Origin of the sequence: Stenotrophomonas sp. 24(2023), assembly GCF_030913365.1 — a bacterium.
Taxonomy (GTDB): domain Bacteria; phylum Pseudomonadota; class Gammaproteobacteria; order Xanthomonadales; family Xanthomonadaceae; genus Stenotrophomonas.
On sequence record NZ_CP133160.1, the window covers coordinates 2,613,083 to 2,630,280 of the forward strand.

The 17,198-nt window shown below is 68.1% G+C and carries 14 protein-coding genes; 6 read left to right on the forward strand and 8 right to left on the reverse strand.

From position 1 onward, the window contains the following. Positions 1 to 17: 17 nt before the first annotated feature. Together Q9R17_RS11555 and metK are read right to left on the reverse strand one after the other, a co-directional pair. On the reverse strand, positions 18 to 524 hold the full coding sequence (locus tag Q9R17_RS11555) for an acyl-CoA thioesterase (protein ID WP_308154788.1): 507 nt from the start codon (positions 522 to 524) through the stop codon (positions 18 to 20). A 143-nt stretch (positions 525 to 667) separates the two neighbouring features. Continuing rightward, positions 668 to 1,879 (reverse strand): methionine adenosyltransferase, encoded by a 1,212-nt coding sequence (gene metK, locus Q9R17_RS11560; RefSeq protein ID WP_308154789.1) that lies wholly within the window; start codon positions 1,877 to 1,879, stop codon positions 668 to 670. A gap of 289 nt (positions 1,880 to 2,168) precedes the next feature. On the opposite strand from metK, the gene Q9R17_RS11565 reads away from it, so the two are divergent. From Q9R17_RS11565 to Q9R17_RS11575, 3 genes are read left to right on the forward strand one after another with little or no spacing between them, the layout of a single operon-like run. Then, positions 2,169 to 3,875: a lysophospholipid acyltransferase family protein gene (locus Q9R17_RS11565; protein ID WP_308154790.1), complete on the forward strand. Its 1,707-nt coding sequence runs from the start codon at positions 2,169 to 2,171 to the stop codon at positions 3,873 to 3,875. After that, positions 3,872 to 4,675 carry a UDP-2,3-diacylglucosamine diphosphatase gene (locus Q9R17_RS11570; protein WP_308154791.1) on the forward strand — a complete coding sequence of 268 codons (804 nt, stop codon included), beginning with the start codon at positions 3,872 to 3,874 and terminating at the stop codon, positions 4,673 to 4,675. The genes Q9R17_RS11565 and Q9R17_RS11570 overlap by 4 nt, the downstream gene beginning before the upstream one ends. Before the next feature lie 54 nt (positions 4,676 to 4,729). After that, a complete protein-coding gene (locus Q9R17_RS11575; RefSeq protein ID WP_308154792.1) occupies positions 4,730 to 5,776 on the forward strand; it encodes a metal-dependent hydrolase in 1,047 nt (348 codons plus the stop codon). A gap of 12 nt (positions 5,777 to 5,788) precedes the next feature. Here the strand turns inward: Q9R17_RS11575 and Q9R17_RS11580 are convergent, their stop codons facing one another. From Q9R17_RS11580 to Q9R17_RS11605, 6 genes are all read right to left on the reverse strand, one after another. Next, positions 5,789 to 6,793 (reverse strand): glycosyltransferase, encoded by a 1,005-nt coding sequence (locus Q9R17_RS11580; protein ID WP_308154793.1) that lies wholly within the window; start codon positions 6,791 to 6,793, stop codon positions 5,789 to 5,791. Between the two features lie 4 nt (positions 6,794 to 6,797). Then, on the reverse strand, positions 6,798 to 8,666 hold the full coding sequence (locus Q9R17_RS11585; protein WP_308154794.1) for a hypothetical protein: 1,869 nt from the start codon (positions 8,664 to 8,666) through the stop codon (positions 6,798 to 6,800). A gap of 111 nt (positions 8,667 to 8,777) precedes the next feature. Further along, positions 8,778 to 9,605, reverse strand: a complete 828-nt coding sequence (locus Q9R17_RS11590) for a class I SAM-dependent methyltransferase (protein WP_308154795.1) — start codon at positions 9,603 to 9,605, stop codon at positions 8,778 to 8,780. Between the two features lie 83 nt (positions 9,606 to 9,688). Continuing rightward, positions 9,689 to 10,684 carry a tRNA dihydrouridine synthase DusB gene (gene dusB / locus Q9R17_RS11595; protein ID WP_308154796.1) on the reverse strand — a complete coding sequence of 332 codons (996 nt, stop codon included), beginning with the start codon at positions 10,682 to 10,684 and terminating at the stop codon, positions 9,689 to 9,691. Positions 10,685 to 10,958: 274 nt separating this feature from the next. Next, positions 10,959 to 11,921: a ribokinase gene (locus Q9R17_RS11600; protein WP_308154797.1), complete on the reverse strand. Its 963-nt coding sequence runs from the start codon at positions 11,919 to 11,921 to the stop codon at positions 10,959 to 10,961. Between the two features lie 28 nt (positions 11,922 to 11,949). Next, on the reverse strand, positions 11,950 to 13,248 hold the full coding sequence (locus Q9R17_RS11605; RefSeq protein ID WP_308154798.1) for a nucleoside transporter C-terminal domain-containing protein: 1,299 nt from the start codon (positions 13,246 to 13,248) through the stop codon (positions 11,950 to 11,952). Positions 13,249 to 13,438: 190 nt separating this feature from the next. On the opposite strand from Q9R17_RS11605, the gene Q9R17_RS11610 reads away from it, so the two are divergent. The 3 genes from Q9R17_RS11610 (at position 13,439) to Q9R17_RS11620 (ending at position 17,197) form a co-directional block, all read left to right on the forward strand. Further along, positions 13,439 to 14,410, forward strand: coding sequence for an aldo/keto reductase (locus Q9R17_RS11610; RefSeq protein WP_308154799.1), 972 nt, complete (start codon positions 13,439 to 13,441; stop codon positions 14,408 to 14,410). Positions 14,411 to 14,607: 197 nt separating this feature from the next. Beyond that, positions 14,608 to 14,802: a hemin uptake protein HemP gene (locus Q9R17_RS11615; protein ID WP_005412278.1), complete on the forward strand. Its 195-nt coding sequence runs from the start codon at positions 14,608 to 14,610 to the stop codon at positions 14,800 to 14,802. Between the two features lie 145 nt (positions 14,803 to 14,947). Beyond that, positions 14,948 to 17,197: a TonB-dependent hemoglobin/transferrin/lactoferrin family receptor gene (locus Q9R17_RS11620; RefSeq protein ID WP_308154800.1), complete on the forward strand. Its 2,250-nt coding sequence runs from the start codon at positions 14,948 to 14,950 to the stop codon at positions 17,195 to 17,197. Position 17,198 lies beyond the last annotated feature (1 nt).

A 17,198-nucleotide genomic window follows, 5' to 3' on the forward strand; every position in this document is an offset into this window, starting at 1 on the left:
ATGCCCGGCGGGCGCGCTCATTCTTCCGGCGAAGGCGGGTTCGATGCCAGCAGTTCCAGGTGCCGCTGTTCCATTTCCTGGCGCAGCTGGCGGCGGATCAGCGCGGCGGCCTGGCGGCGCTTCTCGTCCGAGCTGGTGGGCTGCAGTGCGGGCACCGGGGTGGGCTTGCCGTCTTCGTCCACCGCGACCATGGTGAAGAAGCAGCTGTTGGCATGGCGCACGCTGCGCTTGAGGATGTCCTCGGCCACCACCTTGATGCCGATCTCCATCGACGAGGTGCCGGTGTGGTTCACCGAGGCCAGGAAGGTGACCAGTTCGCCCACCGCGATGGGCTGGCGGAACATCACCTGGTCCACCGACAGGGTGACCACGTAGCTGCCGGCATAACGGCTGGCGCAGGCATAGGCGACCTGGTCGAGCAGGCGCAGGATGGCGCCGCCGTGGACCTTGCCGGAGAAATTGGCCATGTCCGGCGACATCAGCACGGTCATGGACAGCTGGTGGGTCTTGAGTTCGGTAGGCATGGCCGGATTGTATCGGCGTGGCGTGGTGCGTGTGGAGCCGGGCCCCTGCTTGGCAGCCGCTGTTGGGGCAGGCAAAAAGAAAGCCGAGCATGGCTCGGCTCTACAGAACAGGGAAGGGCCGCTTGCGCGGCCCTTCGTCTTTCTTACTTCAGCTTCGCATCGGCGCGCAGGGCGGCGGCGCGGTCGGTCTTCTCCCAGGAGAAGGCCGTGGCGTTGACCGTTTCGCCAGCACCGTTGAGGTAGCTGAACTCCTTCGGCTTGCGGCCGAAGTGGCCGTAGGCGGCGGTCTGCTGGTACATCGGGTGGATCAGGTCCAGCATCTTGATGATGCCGTACGGACGCAGGTCGAAGTGCTTGCGGATCAGCTTCTCGATCTGCTCATCGCTGATCTTGCCGGTGCCGAAGGTGGTGACCGAGATCGAGGTCGGCTCGGCCACGCCGATGGCGTAGGAGACCTGCACTTCGCAGCGGTCGGCCAGGCCGGCGGCCACCACGTTCTTGGCGACGTAGCGGGCGGCATAGGCGGCCGAACGGTCGACCTTGGACGGGTCCTTGCCGGAGAAGGCGCCACCACCGTGACGGGCCCAGCCGCCGTAGGTGTCGACGATGATCTTGCGGCCGGTCAGACCGCAGTCGCCCACCGGGCCGCCGATCTCGAACTTGCCGGTCGGGTTGATGTGGAACTTGGTGCCCTTGTGCAGCCACTTGGCCGGCAGCACCGGCTTGATGATCTCTTCGCGGACGGCCTCGATCAGGTCCTTCTGCTTGATGCCCGGGGCGTGCTGGGTGGACAGCACCACCGCGTCGATGGCGGCCACTTCGCCGTTTTCATAGCGCAGGGTGACCTGGCTCTTGGCGTCCGGGCGCAGCCAGGACAGCGGCGAGTTCTTCTTCTTGCGGATCTTGGCCTGCTGCTCGACCAGGCGGTGCGACAGGTGGATCGCCGCCGGCATGTAGCTGTCGGTTTCGTTGGTGGCGTAGCCGAACATCAGGCCCTGGTCGCCCGCGCCCATTTCTTCGGGCTTCTTGCGGTCGACACCCTGGGCGATGTGCGGGGACTGCTTGCCGATCAGGTTCAGCACGCCGCAGGTGGCGCCGTCGAAACCGACGTCGGAGCTGTCATAGCCGATGTCCAGGATGACCTTGCGGGTCAGCGCTTCCAGGTCGATCCAGGCACTGGTGGTGATTTCGCCGGCGACAATCGCCACACCGGTCTTGACCATGGTTTCGCAGGCCACGCGGGCGCGCTGGTCCTGGGTCAGGATCGCGTCCAGCACCGCATCGGAGATCTGGTCGGCAATCTTGTCCGGATGGCCTTCGGAGACCGATTCGGAGGTGAACAGGTAGCTGGACATCAGGCGTAATATCCCTTGATTCGGATGGAAAGATGGGCGCGCATCATACACGGGGTGCGCCGCCCGTGCATTGTGAACCTGTATGGGTTGCCGGTGGTTAAGCCGGCGTGGCCCGCAGCACAAGGTCCGGCGCGCCCCAGGGGGGCATGGTGCAGGGGCAGTGTTCCACTGGCGTGACCATTGGCCCCGGCGCCGGGGCCGTCATCGATCTGCCGCCAAACCGCAATGTGGCTGCCGCCTCCCGGGCGCAGGCTCACGGCCAATCCGGCCGCCGGGCACAGAGCACGCCATGGAAGAACTCGAGCAGCGTCTGCAGCAACGCTTTCCCGATTGGTTCCACGGCCGTCGCGGCCAGTTCGCACGGCCCCTGCTGCGCAGCGTCGGCCGCTGGTCGCGGCTGGATGAGGTGGAGGCCTTCCTCAAGCGCAGCGCCAACCTGCGCGGTTTCGGCTTCGTGGCCGCCGGGCTGGAGTTCCTGGACAGCCAGTACCAGGTCGATCCGGCCGCGCTGGCGCGGATTCCGGCCACCGGGCGGCTGCTGATCGTGGCCAACCATCCCTCCGGTGCGCTGGACGCCCTGGCCCTGCTGGACGCGGTCGGGCGCATCCGGCGTGATGTGCGGATCGTGGCCAACGACCTGCTGGGGGCGATCGCCCCGCTGCAGGACCTGCTGCTGCCGGTCCGCATCCTGGGGGGCAAGGCCCAGCGCACCAGCCTGCAGGCGGTGGAGCAGGCGCTGGAAGCGGAGCAGTGCGTGATCGTGTTCCCGGCCGGCGAAGTGTCCCGCCTGTCCCTGCGTGGCATCCGCGACGGCCGCTGGCAGCGCGGTTTCGTCCGTTTCGCCCGGGCTGCGGGCGCGCCGGTACTGCCGGTGCGGGTGGAGGCGCGCAACTCGGCGCTGTTCTACGGGGCCTCCACCCTGTTCAAGCCGGCCGGTACGGCCCTGCTGGCCCGGGAGATGTTCGCCCGCCGTGGGCGCCCGTTGCGGCTGCGCATCGGTGAACCGATGCGGCTGGGGCAGGGCGACCCCGGGGCGCAGCTGCTGGCCGTGCGGCGCACGTTGTATGCCCTGGGGCGTGGCCCGGACCCGGCTGCGGCGATCGACGGCCCCGAGCCACTGGCCGCGCCGGTGCCACCGGCCCAGGTGGCGGCCGGGATCGCCGCGGCCACGCTGCTGGGGCAGACCGCCGATGGCAAGGAGATCCGCCTGGCCCAGTGCACCGCCGATGCGCCGCTGCTGCTGGAACTGGGGCGGCTGCGCGAGCTGACCTTCCGCCAGGTGGGGGAAGGCACCGGCCGCAGCCGCGACCTGGATGGCTTTGACACCCAGTACGAGCACATCGTGATCTGGGATGGCACCGCCCAGCGCATTGCCGGGGCCTACCGCATCATGCGCGGCGCCCATGCCCTGGCCCGGCGCGGCCTGGCCGGCCTGTACAGCGCGTCGTTGTTCCGCTATTCCGATGATGCGATCACCCGCATCGCCGAAGGGCTGGAGCTGGGCCGCAGCTTCGTGGTGCCCGATTACTGGGGCAGCCGCAGCCTGGACTACCTGTGGCAGGGCATCGGCGCCTACCTGCAATGCCAGCCGGGCATCCGCTACCTGTTCGGCGCGGTGTCCATCAGTGCCGCGCTGCCGCTGGCCGCGCGCGAGCAGCTGGTGGCGTACTACCAGCGCTACTACGGTGGCGTGGCCGGGCTGGTGGAATCCAACCAGCCCTTCCAGTACTTCGCCGCACCGCCCAGCTTCGGTGAACTGGATGCAGCGGCGGCCTTCGACGTGCTCAAGGCCAACCTGGCCGCGCTCGGCACCGGCGTGCCCACGCTCTACCGCCAGTACACCGATCTGTGCGAGCCGGGTGGGGCGCGCTTCCTGGCCTTCGGCGTGGACCCGGATTTCAGCGATTCCATCGATGGGCTGATCGAAGTGGACCTGCGCGCGATCCGCCCCAACAAACGCAAACGCTACCTGCGCGATGCGGGGGTGCCGGCATGAACCCCGTGGCCACCCTGCGCCCGCACCGCCGCGCGGTGTTCATTTCCGATGTGCACCTGGGCTCGCGCCATTGCCATGCCGCCGAACTGGCGCGGTTCCTGGCCGGGGTGCGCTGCGAGCGTCTGTACCTGGTCGGCGACATCATCGACCTGTGGTGGATGGCGCACCGCCGTGCCAACTGGCGGCAGTCGCACAGCGATGTCATCCAGGCGCTGCATGCGCTGCGCCGCGCCGGGACTGAAATCATCTACATCCCCGGCAACCATGATGCATCGCTGCGTCAGGTCTGCGGCCTGATGCTGCCGGCCATGCAGGTGCGCCGTCGGGCCATCCACGTGACCGCCGATGGCCGCCGCCTGCTGGTGGCCCATGGTGACGACTACGATGGGATCACCCATTTCGGCGGCCTGCAGGAGAAATTCGGTGACTGGCTGTACTACCGCATCCTGACCGGCAACCACCTGCTCAACGCGGTGCGCCGCATGCTGGGGATGCGCTACTGGTCATTGTCCGAGTTCCTGAAGAAGCAGAGCGGGGCGGCCGAGCGCTACATCGAGCGCTTCGTGCAGGCCGGGCTGGAGGATGTGCGCCGGCGGGGGCTGGACGGTATCGTTTGCGGCCACATCCACCGCGCGGCGCTGGTCGAGCGCGACGGGCTGGTCTATGCCAACGATGGGGACTGGGTGGAGAGCCTGACCGCGCTGGCCGAAGACCATGACGGTTCGCTGCGGCTGCTGGACCACAACGGGCAGACCCTGGTGGAGCTGCCCGGCGCGGCCAGGCAGGCCGCCGCCGCGTAAGCGCGGGCCTGTGGTGGGTCGACGCTGCGAAAGCCGCCGCGCTAGCATCGGCGGATGGACTCCCTGACCCAGATCGTTCTTGGCGGTGCCGTTGCCGCCGCTGTCGCTCCGCCCGGACATCGCCGCGCGGCCCTGCTGGCCGGTGCCGCGCTCGGTACGTTGCCGGACCTGGATGCCCTGTGGCTGGGCTTCACCGCCGCCGACCCGGTGGCGGTGATGACCGACCATCGCAGTGTCAGCCACTCGCTGCTGGTGCTGCCCTGGGTGGCGGCGCTGGTGTGGTGGCTGTTCAAGCGTTTCGGCCGGGGCCGGGTCGCGCAGGCGCCGGTGCGCTGGTTCTGGGCGATGCAGCTGGCGCTGGTCACCCATCCGCTGCTGGATGCCTTCACCGTCTACGGCACGCAGCTGTGGTGGCCGCTGCGCCCGCACCCGACGATGGGGGCGAGCGTGTTCATCATCGATCCGGCCTACACGGTCTGGCTGCTGCTGGGGTGCGTGCTGGCCTGGTTCGGGCGGGCACGGCCCTGGGCCGGCAAGGTGCTGGCCGCCGCGCTGGTGGTCAGCAGTGGCTACCTGGGCTGGACGCTGCTGGCCAAGGCCCAGGTGGACCGTGCCGCGCAACAGCAGCTGGCGGCGATGGGGCTGGGCGATGCGCCGCGCTTCTCGGTGCCGATGCCGTTCAACAGCCTGCTGTGGCGGGTGGTGGCAATGACCCCCAGTGGCTACGTGGTGGCCGACCGGTCGCTGGTGGCCGACCAGGGGCCGATGCACTTCCAGGGCTATCCGTCCAACGTACAGGCCCTGCGCGAAGCGGCCGATGTGCCGGCCGTGCAGCGCCTGCAGTGGTTCAACCGCGGCTTCATGCGTGCCCAGGTGGTGGATGGCACGCTGGTGCTCAGCGACCTGCGCATGGGCCTGGAGCCGGACTACACCTTCAACTTCGCCGTGGCCCGCCAGGCGGACGGCCAGTGGCAGGCGATGGTGCCCGAGCAGCGGCGCAGCGACTACGGCAGCCCGCAGGCACGCGCCGAGGTGGGCCGGCGGCTGGCGGCGATGTGGCACCGCATCTGGCATGAGCCGCCGGCAGCGGCGGTGCTGTAACGCCTGCGCGGGTCAGCCGGCGGGCTGCCGGTTGACCTTGATGGAACGGTGCAGCACCTGGCGCGGCACGCTGGCGATGTCGAAGCCGACGAAGGCCAGCAGGAACTGCAGGCCGGAGATCAGGGCCACCGTGGCGATCATGATGGTGCCCACCGGCGTGGCGACGTCCGCCGCGGCCGACTGCGTCCAGTGGTACAGGCCGAACACCGCGCTGAAGCCCAGCAGCACGCTGCCGGCGATCAGTTCCAGCGAAGCGATGGACAGGTCGCGCAGGAAATAGTTGTAGCCGATGCGCTTGAGCGTGTTGCGTGCGTGCTTGAACGCGAACTCGCCCAGGATGCGGCTGATGCGCAGGTTGCTGGTCTCATCGGCGTAACGGGCATCCATCGCCACGTCCTGCACCACCGCGCGCACCGTGTTGAGCCGGAACAGCATGTCGGTCTCGAAGAAATAGCGGTCGCTGATGGCGTCGAGCTTGAGGTGGCTGGCCACCCGCGCGTGGATGGCGGTGTAGCCGTTGGTCGGGTCGAACACCTGCCAGTAGCCGGAGGAGGCCTTGGTCATGAACGACAGCAGCAGGTTGCCCACCCGCCGCAGCGGTGGCATGCGCCGGATGTGGGTCAGGTTCCAGAAGCGGTTGCCCTTGGTGTAATCGGCCTGGCCGTCGGCGATGGGTGCGACGAAGTCCATCAGCAGGGCCGGGTCCATCTGCCCGTCGCCATCGACCTTGACCAGGATGTCCATGCCATCGGCGATGGCGGCCCGGTAGCCGGTCTTGATCGCGCCGCCCACGCCGCGGTTCACCTCATGGAACAGCACGGTGATGCGCGGGTCCTGCGCCTGGGCCTGGACCAGCGCGCCGCTGCCTTCCGGGCAGGCATCGTCGACGCAGTAGATGGCGGTCACGGACGCGTCGATCGCCGCCAGTACGCCCAGGACATGGCGGGTCACCTTGTAGCAGGGAATGATGACGGCGATTTTCGGCGGTGCGTCCATGTTGGCGTTGGCCAGGGGCATGTGTTCAGTCCTGCTGGGGGCGCGCGGCGCACGGTGCTGCCGCACAGGGGGCCGCTGGTGGCGGACCGGCCAGCATCGTCGCTGCGGGCAGGCGCACCACATCGGCGTCCACGACGGGGGCATCGGTGCGTGAAACGGCGATGTGTGCGAAGCGGTTGAAGGTGAAATCGAAGTCGTTGTCCGGCATGGCCGGGAAGTGCCGGTGGAAGTAGTCCAGCTGGGGCAGGTACAACACGTGGTTGACGGCAGGAATGCCGATACCCGGCAGCAGTGCACCGTAGTGCCCGTCAGCCACCAGCACGCCATCGGGCGTGAACGCGGCCTGTTTCTGCTGCAGTGATGCCAGCACTGCGGCGCGGTCCACGGCGAAGATCGGGCGGGCCGATTGCACGGGATTGAACAGCCCCGTGGCCAGCAGGTTGCCCAGGCACGCCACGGCCAGCACCACCGTCAGTGCCCGGGAGGCCAGTTGCGGGCGCGTAGCCGCGAACGCCAGCAGGGCCAGGCACAGGTAGGGCCATGCATCGGCGGCACTGTGCAGGCGGCTGACGCTGCCCTGGCCGAAGGCGAACTTGGCCAGGCTGCCAGCCAGCAGCAAGGCCAGCACGCTCCACAGGCGTGCGCGGTCCAGGCGCACCCCGCCGTGGAACAGGGCAAGGGCGCAGCCGATGGTCAGCAGCAGGCCGAAGGCCAGCAGAGCACGGCTGGGCGGGACCATGTACAGCCCGGTGGCCTTGCCGACTGCCAGCGGCACCGGCAGGAAGATCCAGCAGGCGATGAAGGCGGTGCCCGCCAGGAAGATCGACACCGTCGTGGTGTTGGCCCGCGCCCACTGCTGCAGCCGGCGGTGGTCGGCCAGCACGGCGGTCAACAGCGGCAGCAGGCTGCTGAACACGGCGATTTCGCAGGCGTTGGAGGGCTTGAACGCCGGCAGCGGGTCGTACCGGTAGGTCATCAGGTTGGGCAGCCAATGGGCCAGCAGGCTGATCGCGCTGACGCCACCGCCGGCACTTTCGCGGCGACCGGGATAGACCGTGTTCTGGACGATGCCGATGATGGCGTGGAAGTAGCCGACGAACACCGCCAGGGCCAAGGCCCCGGCGACGATGGCATCGACCAGGCGCGGCAGTGTCAGGGCATCGCGCCGGAAGGCCAGCACCAGCACGCCCATGGCCAGGACGCTGGACAGGATGAACGGCGGATAGGCCACTGCCAGCAGCCACACCGCCAGCGCGTAGGCACTGGCAGCAATCCGCAGCCAGCGGTTGCCGATGCCCAGCCAGGCAACGGCCCCCCAGGGGGCCAGGGCGAAGGCGCCGGCATTGCTGGTCCACCAGACCTGGACGAACGGGGAGAAGAACAACGTCAGCGAGAGCAGTACTGCCGCCAGGGGCGGCAGCCGCAGCTGGCGCAGGAACAGGGCCCAGCCGGCCACGAAGGCCAGGGCCATGAACAGGAAGAAGAACGAATACGCATTGGCCGCCGGCAACAGCATGAAGGCCCAGTGGTAGGGCTTGAACAGCAGGCCCCAGTCCCGCAGCGGCAGCGCCTGGAAGGTGCGCAGCACCTCGTGGTACGGCGAGTGGGCGTTGACCTGCCCGAAATCATTGGCCACGGCGATCTGCACGTAAGGCGTGTAGACCATCCATTCGTCGGAGCGGATCAGCCGCGCGCTGCCCAGCAGCGGTTCCTGCGCGGGCAGGCCCAGGTAATCAAAGGCCAGCGCGTAGGAGGAAGGGGTCAGCGCGAACCCGACATACAGCACGCACAGCACGGCGATGATTGCCAGGCCAATGCCCCTCTGGCGGCGGCTGAGGCCATGGGGCAGGCCGCTGTCGGGGGCGGTGAAAGGCAACGGACTGCCTTGGGGCATGGCGGGCACTCGCAGGGAAGGACATCCGGGCAGGACCGGAGGACGCCACAGCAGGCGCCGGGCCGCGGCCGATTCTACCTTGTGCCGCCCGGCCTCGCCGCTGCCGCGCGGTCAGTACACCGTGGCCCGCCCCTGCACGAAGGAATAGAAGAACACCGCGTTGGGATCGTTCTGCACCAGGCGGAATTCGCGGCGCATGCCTTCCACGGTTTCCAGGTCCACCGCACCGGCCTGCAGCAGCTGGTCGGCCGCCGACAGCAGCAGCTGTTCCCAGAACGCGATCATGGTCTTGCGCCGTGCCGGCTCGCGGTTGTCCAGGTGGATGGTCTTGATCTGGGTATGCACATCGCGGAAGCCGCCGGCCAGCAGCAGGTTGCCCAGCTTGGCACCGACGAACGGGTCGCCGCCATGGTCGTACTGGAAATCATTGAAGGCCATCCAGTAGCGCCAGATATGCGGCGAATACGGATCGAGCAGGAACGAGGCGTTCATCACTTCGGTGATGTAGACCGGCGAGCCCGGGGCCAGCACGCGGCGCACTTCGCTGAGCACGCGCGCCGGCGACGGCACGTGTTCCAGCACCCAGCACAGGAAGGCGGCATCGAAGCTGCGGGCCTCGAAGGGCAGTTCGCCGGCATCGGCCTGCTGCAGGGTGTAGCGGTCGCTGCACCACGGGGTCTTCTGCAGGTTCTCGCGGGCGGTGGCCAGCTGTGCCTCGCTCAGGTCCACGCCGGTGACGTGCAGTTCGGGGAAGCGGCGCAGCAGGATTTCGGTCTGTGCGCCCACGCCGCTGCCCACTTCCAGCAGGCGGCGTGCGCCGCTGTAGTCGATCTGGCCGAAGATGGACGATTCCAGCAGGCGGGCCTGGGTCACCAGGCGCTGCTGTTCGGTGCCGGAGAACCCATGCAGGTAGGTCGGGGAGGAGATCGGCGGGGTCATGGCGGGCTCGTGTAGCGTCGAGCGTGCTCGACGGGATGCTCCAGGCAGGCTGCTGCAGGCGGCATGCGCTGGACGGAGTGTTCTCAGGCGGCGGTCGGCATCGCCGGTTCCCCGGCGATCAGGCCATCGAAATACCGGGTGGTCAGCGCGACCTGGCTGGCGGCATCCTCGGCGCGGTTGACCACCGCGCGGAAGGCGGCATTCTCCGGCCGGTCCTTGGCGTACCAGCCCAGGTGCTTGCGCGCGATGCGCACGCCCTGTTCCTCGCCATAGAACGCATGCAGGCCGTGCAGGTGGCCGAGCAGGATGTCGCGGACCTCGGCCAGCGACGGCGGCGGCAGTTCCTCGCCGGTGGCCAGGAAGTGGGCGACCTCGCGGAAGATCCACGGGCGGCCCTGCGCGGCGCGGCCGATCATCACCGCATCCACGCCGGTCTGCGCCAGCACCTGCGCGGCCTTGCGCGGCGAGTCGATATCGCCGTTGGCCAGTACCGGAATGCGCAGCGCCGCCTTGATCTCGCCGATGGTCGCGTACTCGGCCTGGCCGGTGTAATGCTGGTCGCGGGTGCGGCCATGCACGGCCAGTGCAGCGATGCCGCTGTCCTCGGCGATGCGGGCGATGACCGGGCCGTTGCGGTGGTCGCAGTCCCAGCCGGTACGTATCTTCAGGGTAACCGGCACGTCCACCGCCTTCACCACCGCTTCCAGGATGCGCGCGACCAGGGCTTCGTCGCGCATCAGCGCCGATCCGGCCCAGGCGTTGCAGACCTTCTTGGCCGGGCAGCCCATGTTGATGTCGATGATCTGCGCGCCGTGGTCGACGTTGTAGCGGGCGGCCTCGGCCAGCTGCTGCGGCTCGGTGCCGGCGATCTGCACGCTGATCGGGGCCGGCTCGCCGGCATGGTCCATGCGGTGGATGGACTTGCGGGTGTTCCAGAAGCGCGGGTCGGAAATGGTCATCTCCGAGGCGGCCAGGCCCGCGCCCAGCCGTTTGCACAGCAGGCGGAAGGGCTTGTCGGTGACGCCGGCCATGGGCGCCAGCACGACGTTGGGGGCAATGGTGTACGGGCCGATCTGCATGCGCCCATTGTAGGCCGCCGCCGCTGGCAGGGCGCTGCCAGCGGCGGCCCGGTTCAGGCCGATCCGGACGGGGCATATGCCGTACCGGCATCAGCAGATGCTTGAGGGTTGCTTCCGTCGCCCCCACGGGGCGGTCATGGTGGGCGGCTGGGCTGGGCTGGGCTGGGCTGATGCTGCGGCGCTGGCCGTAGATCCACGCCACGGGTGGACCGAAGGCATTAAAAAGCCCGGGCATCTGCATGCCCGGGCTTGTTCATCCACGCAGGGCGCGGATTTATTTGGCTTCCACGTCGGCCGGGGTGAAGTGCGGCATGGCTGCGGCAGCGCCTTCCTTTTCGGTGGAACGGCCGGCGAACTGGTTGGCAAAACGCACGTGGCGGGCGAACGGAGCCTCCGGTGCCTGCGCGATGGACGCGACCAGCGCGCCGTTGAAGGCATCGCCGGCACCGGTGGTGTCGATGGCCTGGACCTGTTCGGCGCCCACGCGGTAGTACGGCTGGGTGTCGCCGCGCAGGTTCTCCTCGGCGTGCGACACGAACACGCCCACCGACCCCAGGGTCACCACCACGGTGCCGTTGCCGACCAGCTTGCGGCACAGCGCATGCAGGCTGGCGCCGTCCAGGGCGGCCACGTCGTCGGCGTTCACGCGTTCACCGACATGGCGGCCGAGCAGGGCGACGAACTCGGTCTCGTTCGGGGTCAGCACGTCGGCCAGCTTCAGCAGGCCGATGCTGGACGGCGCGTCGGCCGGGGCCGCGTTGAGCACGGTGGTGGCACCGGCTTCGCGCGCGGCGGCCAGCGCAGCCTCGATGGTTTCCACCGGCGATTCCAGCTGCGCCAGCACCACCGTCGCACCTGCCAGCAGCGACTGCTGCCCGGCCACGAAGCCGGTGCTGAGCGCGGCATTGGCACCCGGGCCGATCACGATGGTGTTGCGGCCACGGGCATCGACATAGATGCCGCCGGTGCCGGTGGGTTCGCTGCTGGCTTCGGCGATCAGGTCGAACTGGTCCTGGGCGGCCAGGCCACGGGCCATCGCGCCACCGGCGTCATCGCCGAGCGCGCAGACGAAGGTGGTCTGCGCGCCGGCACGACGGGCGGCCACGGCCTGGTTGAAGCCCTTGCCACCGGGTCCGGTGCTGTAGCGGCCGGCAATGGTCGCGCCCGGTGCGGGCAGCGACTCGCACCGCCACACGTGATCGACATTGAAGGAACCGACGACGACGACACTGCTCATAGGGGATCTGTTCTCAAGCAAAACGGGTTCAGCTGAAATGCGTCAGCACGCCGGCAATGGTCGCCGTCATGAACGTGGCAATGGTACCGCCCAGCACGGCGCGCAGGCCGAACTTGGCCAGGTCATGGCGACGTTCCGGTGCCAGCCCGCCGATGCCACCGATCTGGATGGCGATCGAGCTGAAGTTGGCAAAGCCGCACAGCGCGTAGGTGGCGATCAGGCGGCCCTCGTTGGAGAGGGTCATGCCCGGCACCTGGCCGTTCACGATCTGCGACAGTTCGGTATACGCGACGAATTCGTTGATGACCACCTTCTGGCCGATCAGCGAGCCGACGGTGGTGGCGTCGACCCACGGCGTACCGATGACCCAGGCGATCGGGGCCAGCACGTAGCCGAAGATCGTGGACAGGTTGGTCGGCTTGCCGATCGCGGCCGCCAGGCCGGTCACGTCGCCCAGCCAGGTCAGCGGGGCGTTGAGCAGGGCGATCAGGGCGATGAAGGCCAGCAGCATCGCACCGATGTTCAGCGCCAGCTTCAGGCCGTCGCCGGCGCCGGCCGCGGCCGCATCGATGATGTTGCTGGAGGTCTTCTCCACTTCCATCTTGACCGTGCCGCGGGTCAGCGGGGTGCCGGTTTCCGGGATCAGCAGCTTGGCCACGACCAGGGTGGCCGGGGCGGCCATGATGCTGGCGGCCAGCAGGTGCTTGGCGTAGAACGCCTGCTGCACCGGGTCGCCACCACCGAGCATGCCCACGTAGGCGGCCAGCACGCCGCCGGCGATGTGCGCCATGCCGCCGATCATCATGGTCAGCAGCTCGGACTGGGTCATCTTGGCGATGTACGGGCGCACGGTCAGCGGTGCCTCGGTCTGGCCGATGAACACGCTGGCGCAGACGCTGGTGGTTTCCGCACCGGACACGCGCATCACCTTGGTGATCGCCCAGGCCATCACGCGCACCACGGCCTGCATGATGTTCAGGTGGTACATCACCCCCATCAGCGCCGAGAAGAAGATGATGGTCGGCAGCACCTGGAAGGCGAAGATGAACCCGTAGTTCTTGGTGTCCATCAGCGAGCCGAAGATGAAGCCGGAGCCTTCGTTGACGAAGCTCAGCACCTTCACGAAGCCATGGCCCAGCGCATCGAACACGTCGCGGCCGCCCGGCACCAGGATCACCAGCGCGGCGAACGCGATCTGCAGGGTGATGCCGGTGACGACCAGCTTCCAGTCCACCGCGCGCTTGTTGTTGGAGAACAACCAGGTGATGCCGATCAGCACCGCCAACCCGAACAGGCCGAAGCCGATCCTACCCAAACCTTCGACCATGTGACTCCCCTGGGGCGCCGCGAAAAACGGGAAGCCTAGTGCAGGGCCGGGGCCGGGGCAAGAAAAAGCCACCCTGCGGTGGCCATCGGTACCGATCAGGCGAGCAACGGCAAGGGGTTGCGGGGGCCGGGGCGGGTAGAATGGCCGCCTCATTCCGGCCCGGATGCGGGCCTGCAGCAGGGAGAATCGCATGCTCTACCGTCGTCTGGGCTCCACCGGCCTGCCGTTGTCGGCCCTGTCCTTCGGGGCCTGGGTGACCTTCGGTGACCAGATTCCCCGCGACGAGGCCCGCAACCTGGTGGCGGCGGCCTGGGACCATGGCGTGAACTTCTTCGACAACGCCGAGGGCTATGCCCAGGGCCGTGCCGAGCAGGTGATGGGCGATGTGATCGCCGACCTGCGCCTGCCGCGCGACGGTTACTGCGTATCCAGCAAGGTGTTCTTCGGCAGCGCCGGCGACCCGCGCCCGACCCAGCGCGGCCTGTCGCGCAAGCACGTCACCGACGCCTGCCACGCGGCGCTGCGGCGCCTGCGGGTGGACTACCTTGACCTTTATTATTGCCATCGCCCCGACCCGGACGCGCCGATCGCCGAAACCGTGCATGCCATGGACACCCTGGTGCGGCAGGGCAAGGTGCTGTACTGGGGCACCTCCGAATGGTCGGCCACGCAGATCCAGCAGGCGCTGGACATCGCCCGCCAGCATGGCTGGCAGGGGCCGTCGATGGAGCAGCCGCAGTACAACCTGCTGCACCGCCACCGGGTGGAGCAGGAGTACGCGCCGCTGTACGCGGGCGCCGGGCTGGGCACCACCATCTTTTCCCCGCTGGCCTCGGGCCTGCTGACCGGCAAGTACAACGACGGCATGCCGGCCGATGCCCGGCTGGGCCGGGGAGGCATGGGCTGGCTGCAGGAACTGGTGCTGGGCGGTGACGCCGAACGCCGGTTGGCGCAGGTGCGGCGTTTCACCGAGGCCGCCCGCGTGCTGGGCCAGCCCCCGGCAACCCTGGCCATTGCCTGGTGCCTGCGCAATCCGAACGTCTCCAGCGTGATCCTCGGTGCCAGCCGCGTGGCGCAGCTGCTGCAGAACCTGCAGGCACTGGAAGTCCTGGCGCAGCTGGACGAAGCGGCCTGGCACCAGGTCGAATCCGCCTTCGTCTGATCGGCCAGGGCCCGCGATGGACCCACGCCAGGCGTGGATGGGCCTTTCCCGATCCCGCTGATCCCTTTTTGATAGTCTGAGTCTATCGAATTTGCAAATTCGATTATTAATCTCATCGATCAATTTGAGAATGGTTGTTGATTGTCAACTGAGAATCATTATCATTTGACTCGTCCCTCGCACGAGTCCAGATGCACATGAACGCTCAACCTGTACTGCTGCGCCCCGAAACGCTGACCCTGCGCGATCGCCCTGTCCGCGTCGTTCCGCCCGAAGAGGTCATCGACAGCGAAGCCCTGCTCAAGGGCCGCCGCGAAATCCTGATCCAGCATGGCGACCGTTTCTACCGCCTGCGGCATACCAGCAACGACAAGCTGATCCTGACCAAGTAACTGCGGTCCGGTCGCCTCCTCCCTCCCTGCTGCCGGCCCTGCCGGCAGGGCAGGCGGCCACCGCACCTTTCTCTCCCCCTCGGTATTCCTGCATGCCCTCCCATGGGCGTGCCGGTTGCCGGGGGTCTCCTGCCTGATCGAGCCCATGACCCGTCCTACCGCCCTGTCCGTTGCCCTGTCCCTGTCTCTTCCGCTGGCCGCCCACGCCGCCCCGGATGCCGCCGTCGTGCCTGACACCACGCGCGACATCGATCGCGTGCAGGTCACCGCGACCCGCACCGAACGTGCGGTCAGCGATGTGGCCGCCACGGTGGATGTGATCGACCGCGAGCAGATGGACCGGCACCTGGTGCAGGACCTGAAGGACCTGGTGCGCTACGAGCCGGGCCTGTCGGTGACCAGCAGCGCGACCCGTTTCGGCCTCAACGGCATCCGCATCCGCGGCCTGCAGGGCAACCGCGTACGCATCCAGACCGACGGCATCGCCATGCCGACCAGCTTCGACATCGGTGCGTTCTCCAATGCCAACCGCAACTTCACCGACCTGGACACCCTCAAGCGCGTGGAAATCGTGCGTGGCCCGGCCAGTTCGCTGTACGGCTCCGACGCGCTCGGTGGGGTGGTTGCCTTCGTCACCAAGGACCCGGCCGATTACCTCAAGGACGGCAAGGACAGCTACGTTGGCCTGAAGTTCGGTTATGACGGCCAGTGGAAGGGCCTGCTGGGCGGTGCCACCGGGGCCTTCGGGGGCGAGCACTGGAGCGGCCTGGTCAACGTCAACCACCGCCAGGGCCAGGAAACGGTCAACAAGGGTGACGTGCGCGTGGACAACGACCGCCGCACCGCGCCCAACCCGCAGGACCGCGATGGCCGCAGCGTGCTTGCCAAGCTGGTCTATGCGCCCAGCGATACCCAGCGCTTCCGCCTGACCGCCGAACGCAACGAAGACACCACCGACACCGATGTGCTGTCGGCGATTTCCACCGCGGTGCCGACGCCGCGCGCGCCCCTGACCAGCGGCATGAAGGCGCATGACACGCAGGACCGCACCCGCCTGTCGCTGGCCCATGAGATCGACGCGCTGGACCAGCCGTTCGCCGACAGCCTGTACTGGCAGGTCTACACGCAGAACAGCCAGACCCGCCAGCAGACCGACGAGAAGCGCACCGATGGCAGCCGCCGCCACCGTGTGTTTTCCTTCGACCAGCGTGCCTATGGCCTGCAGGCCCAGCTCAACAAGGCCTTCACCACCGGCAGCGTGGACCATGCGCTGACCTATGGGTTTGAAGGCACCCGCACCGAGATCCGCCAGAAACGCGATGGCTACCAGGTCAGCAGCACCGGCGTGGTCAGCACCACCGTCACCCCCGACGCCTTCCCGGTGCGCGATTTCCCGATCACCACGACCACCGAACTGGGCCTGTACGCACAGGATGAGATGCGCCTGGCCGGCGGCAAGCTGTCGCTGGTGCCCGGCGTGCGCGTGGACCGCTACGAGCTCAAGCCCGACGTGGACAGCATCTTCGCCCAGGACAATCCCGGCCTGGCCGTGGCGCAGCTGAAGAAGACCAGCGTGTCGCCGAAGCTGGGCATGGTCTGGCGCTTCGCCGACCAGTGGTCGCTGTTCGCCGGCTATGCGCACGGTTTCCGCTCGCCGCCGTACAACGACGTCAACATCGGCCTGACCAACGTGGCCTTCGGCTACACGGCCATCGCCAACCCGGACCTGAAGCCGGAAACCAGCGATGGCTATGAACTGGGCCTGCGCTTCATCGCACCGGCCGCCTATGTCAGCCTGAGTGGCTACTACAACGACTACAAGGATTTCATCGAATCCAACGTCAACACCGGCCGCAACGCCCAGGGCCTGATCGTGTTCCAGTCGCAGAACATCGCCGATGCACGCATCTACGGTGCCGAGATGAAGGCGGGCGTGGAGTTCGGCGAACTCAGCCCCGCGCTGAAGGGCTGGGCCCTGCGCAGCGCGGTGGCCTGGTCGCGCGGTGACAACCGCACCGATGACGAACCGCTGGATTCGGTCGATCCGCTGCGCGGCACGCTGGGCCTGAGCTACGACGCCGATGCCTGGGGCGTGGAACTGGCCGGCACCTTCGTGCAGCGCAAGAAGCGCCTGCCGCCGCCGGCCGTGCAGACCAACCCGAACGCGCCGGCCGCCAGCGTGTACCAGCCCGCCGGCTATGGCGTGCTCGACCTGATGGCGCACTGGAACTTCGCGCCGGGCGCGACCTTCAACGTGGGCGTGTTCAACCTGGCTGACAAGCGCTACATCGAGTGGTCGGCGATCACCCCCGGGCTGATCACCGACCGCACGCTGAGTGACCGTTTCAGCAGCCCCGGCCGCACCCTGTCGGCCAGCCTGGCCGTGTCTTGGTAAG

Bases quoted from the DNA above. Each gene is read 5' to 3' on its own strand.
- Q9R17_RS11555 (WP_308154788.1), bottom strand. From the start codon at position 524: ATGCCTACCGAACTCAAGACCCACCAGCTGTCCATGACCGTGCTGATG.
- Q9R17_RS11580 (WP_308154793.1), bottom strand. From the start codon at position 6,793: ATGCCCCTGGCCAACGCCAACATGGACGCACCGCCGAAAATCGCCGTC.
- Q9R17_RS11605 (WP_308154798.1), bottom strand. From the start codon at position 13,248: ATGGTCGAAGGTTTGGGTAGGATCGGCTTCGGCCTGTTCGGGTTGGCG.
- Q9R17_RS11610 (WP_308154799.1), top strand. From the start codon at position 13,439: ATGCTCTACCGTCGTCTGGGCTCCACCGGCCTGCCGTTGTCGGCCCTG.
- Q9R17_RS11600 (WP_308154797.1), bottom strand. From the start codon at position 11,921: ATGAGCAGTGTCGTCGTCGTCGGTTCCTTCAATGTCGATCACGTGTGG.
- Q9R17_RS11615 (WP_005412278.1), top strand. From the start codon at position 14,608: ATGAACGCTCAACCTGTACTGCTGCGCCCCGAAACGCTGACCCTGCGC.
- Q9R17_RS11590 (WP_308154795.1), bottom strand. From the start codon at position 9,605: ATGACCCCGCCGATCTCCTCCCCGACCTACCTGCATGGGTTCTCCGGC.
- metK (WP_308154789.1), bottom strand. From the start codon at position 1,879: ATGTCCAGCTACCTGTTCACCTCCGAATCGGTCTCCGAAGGCCATCCG.
- Q9R17_RS11565 (WP_308154790.1), top strand. From the start codon at position 2,169: ATGGAAGAACTCGAGCAGCGTCTGCAGCAACGCTTTCCCGATTGGTTC.
- Q9R17_RS11585 (WP_308154794.1), bottom strand. From the start codon at position 8,666: ATGCCCCAAGGCAGTCCGTTGCCTTTCACCGCCCCCGACAGCGGCCTG.
- Q9R17_RS11620 (WP_308154800.1), top strand. From the start codon at position 14,948: ATGACCCGTCCTACCGCCCTGTCCGTTGCCCTGTCCCTGTCTCTTCCG.
- Q9R17_RS11575 (WP_308154792.1), top strand. From the start codon at position 4,730: ATGGACTCCCTGACCCAGATCGTTCTTGGCGGTGCCGTTGCCGCCGCT.
- Q9R17_RS11570 (WP_308154791.1), top strand. From the start codon at position 3,872: ATGAACCCCGTGGCCACCCTGCGCCCGCACCGCCGCGCGGTGTTCATT.
- dusB (WP_308154796.1), bottom strand. From the start codon at position 10,684: ATGCAGATCGGCCCGTACACCATTGCCCCCAACGTCGTGCTGGCGCCC.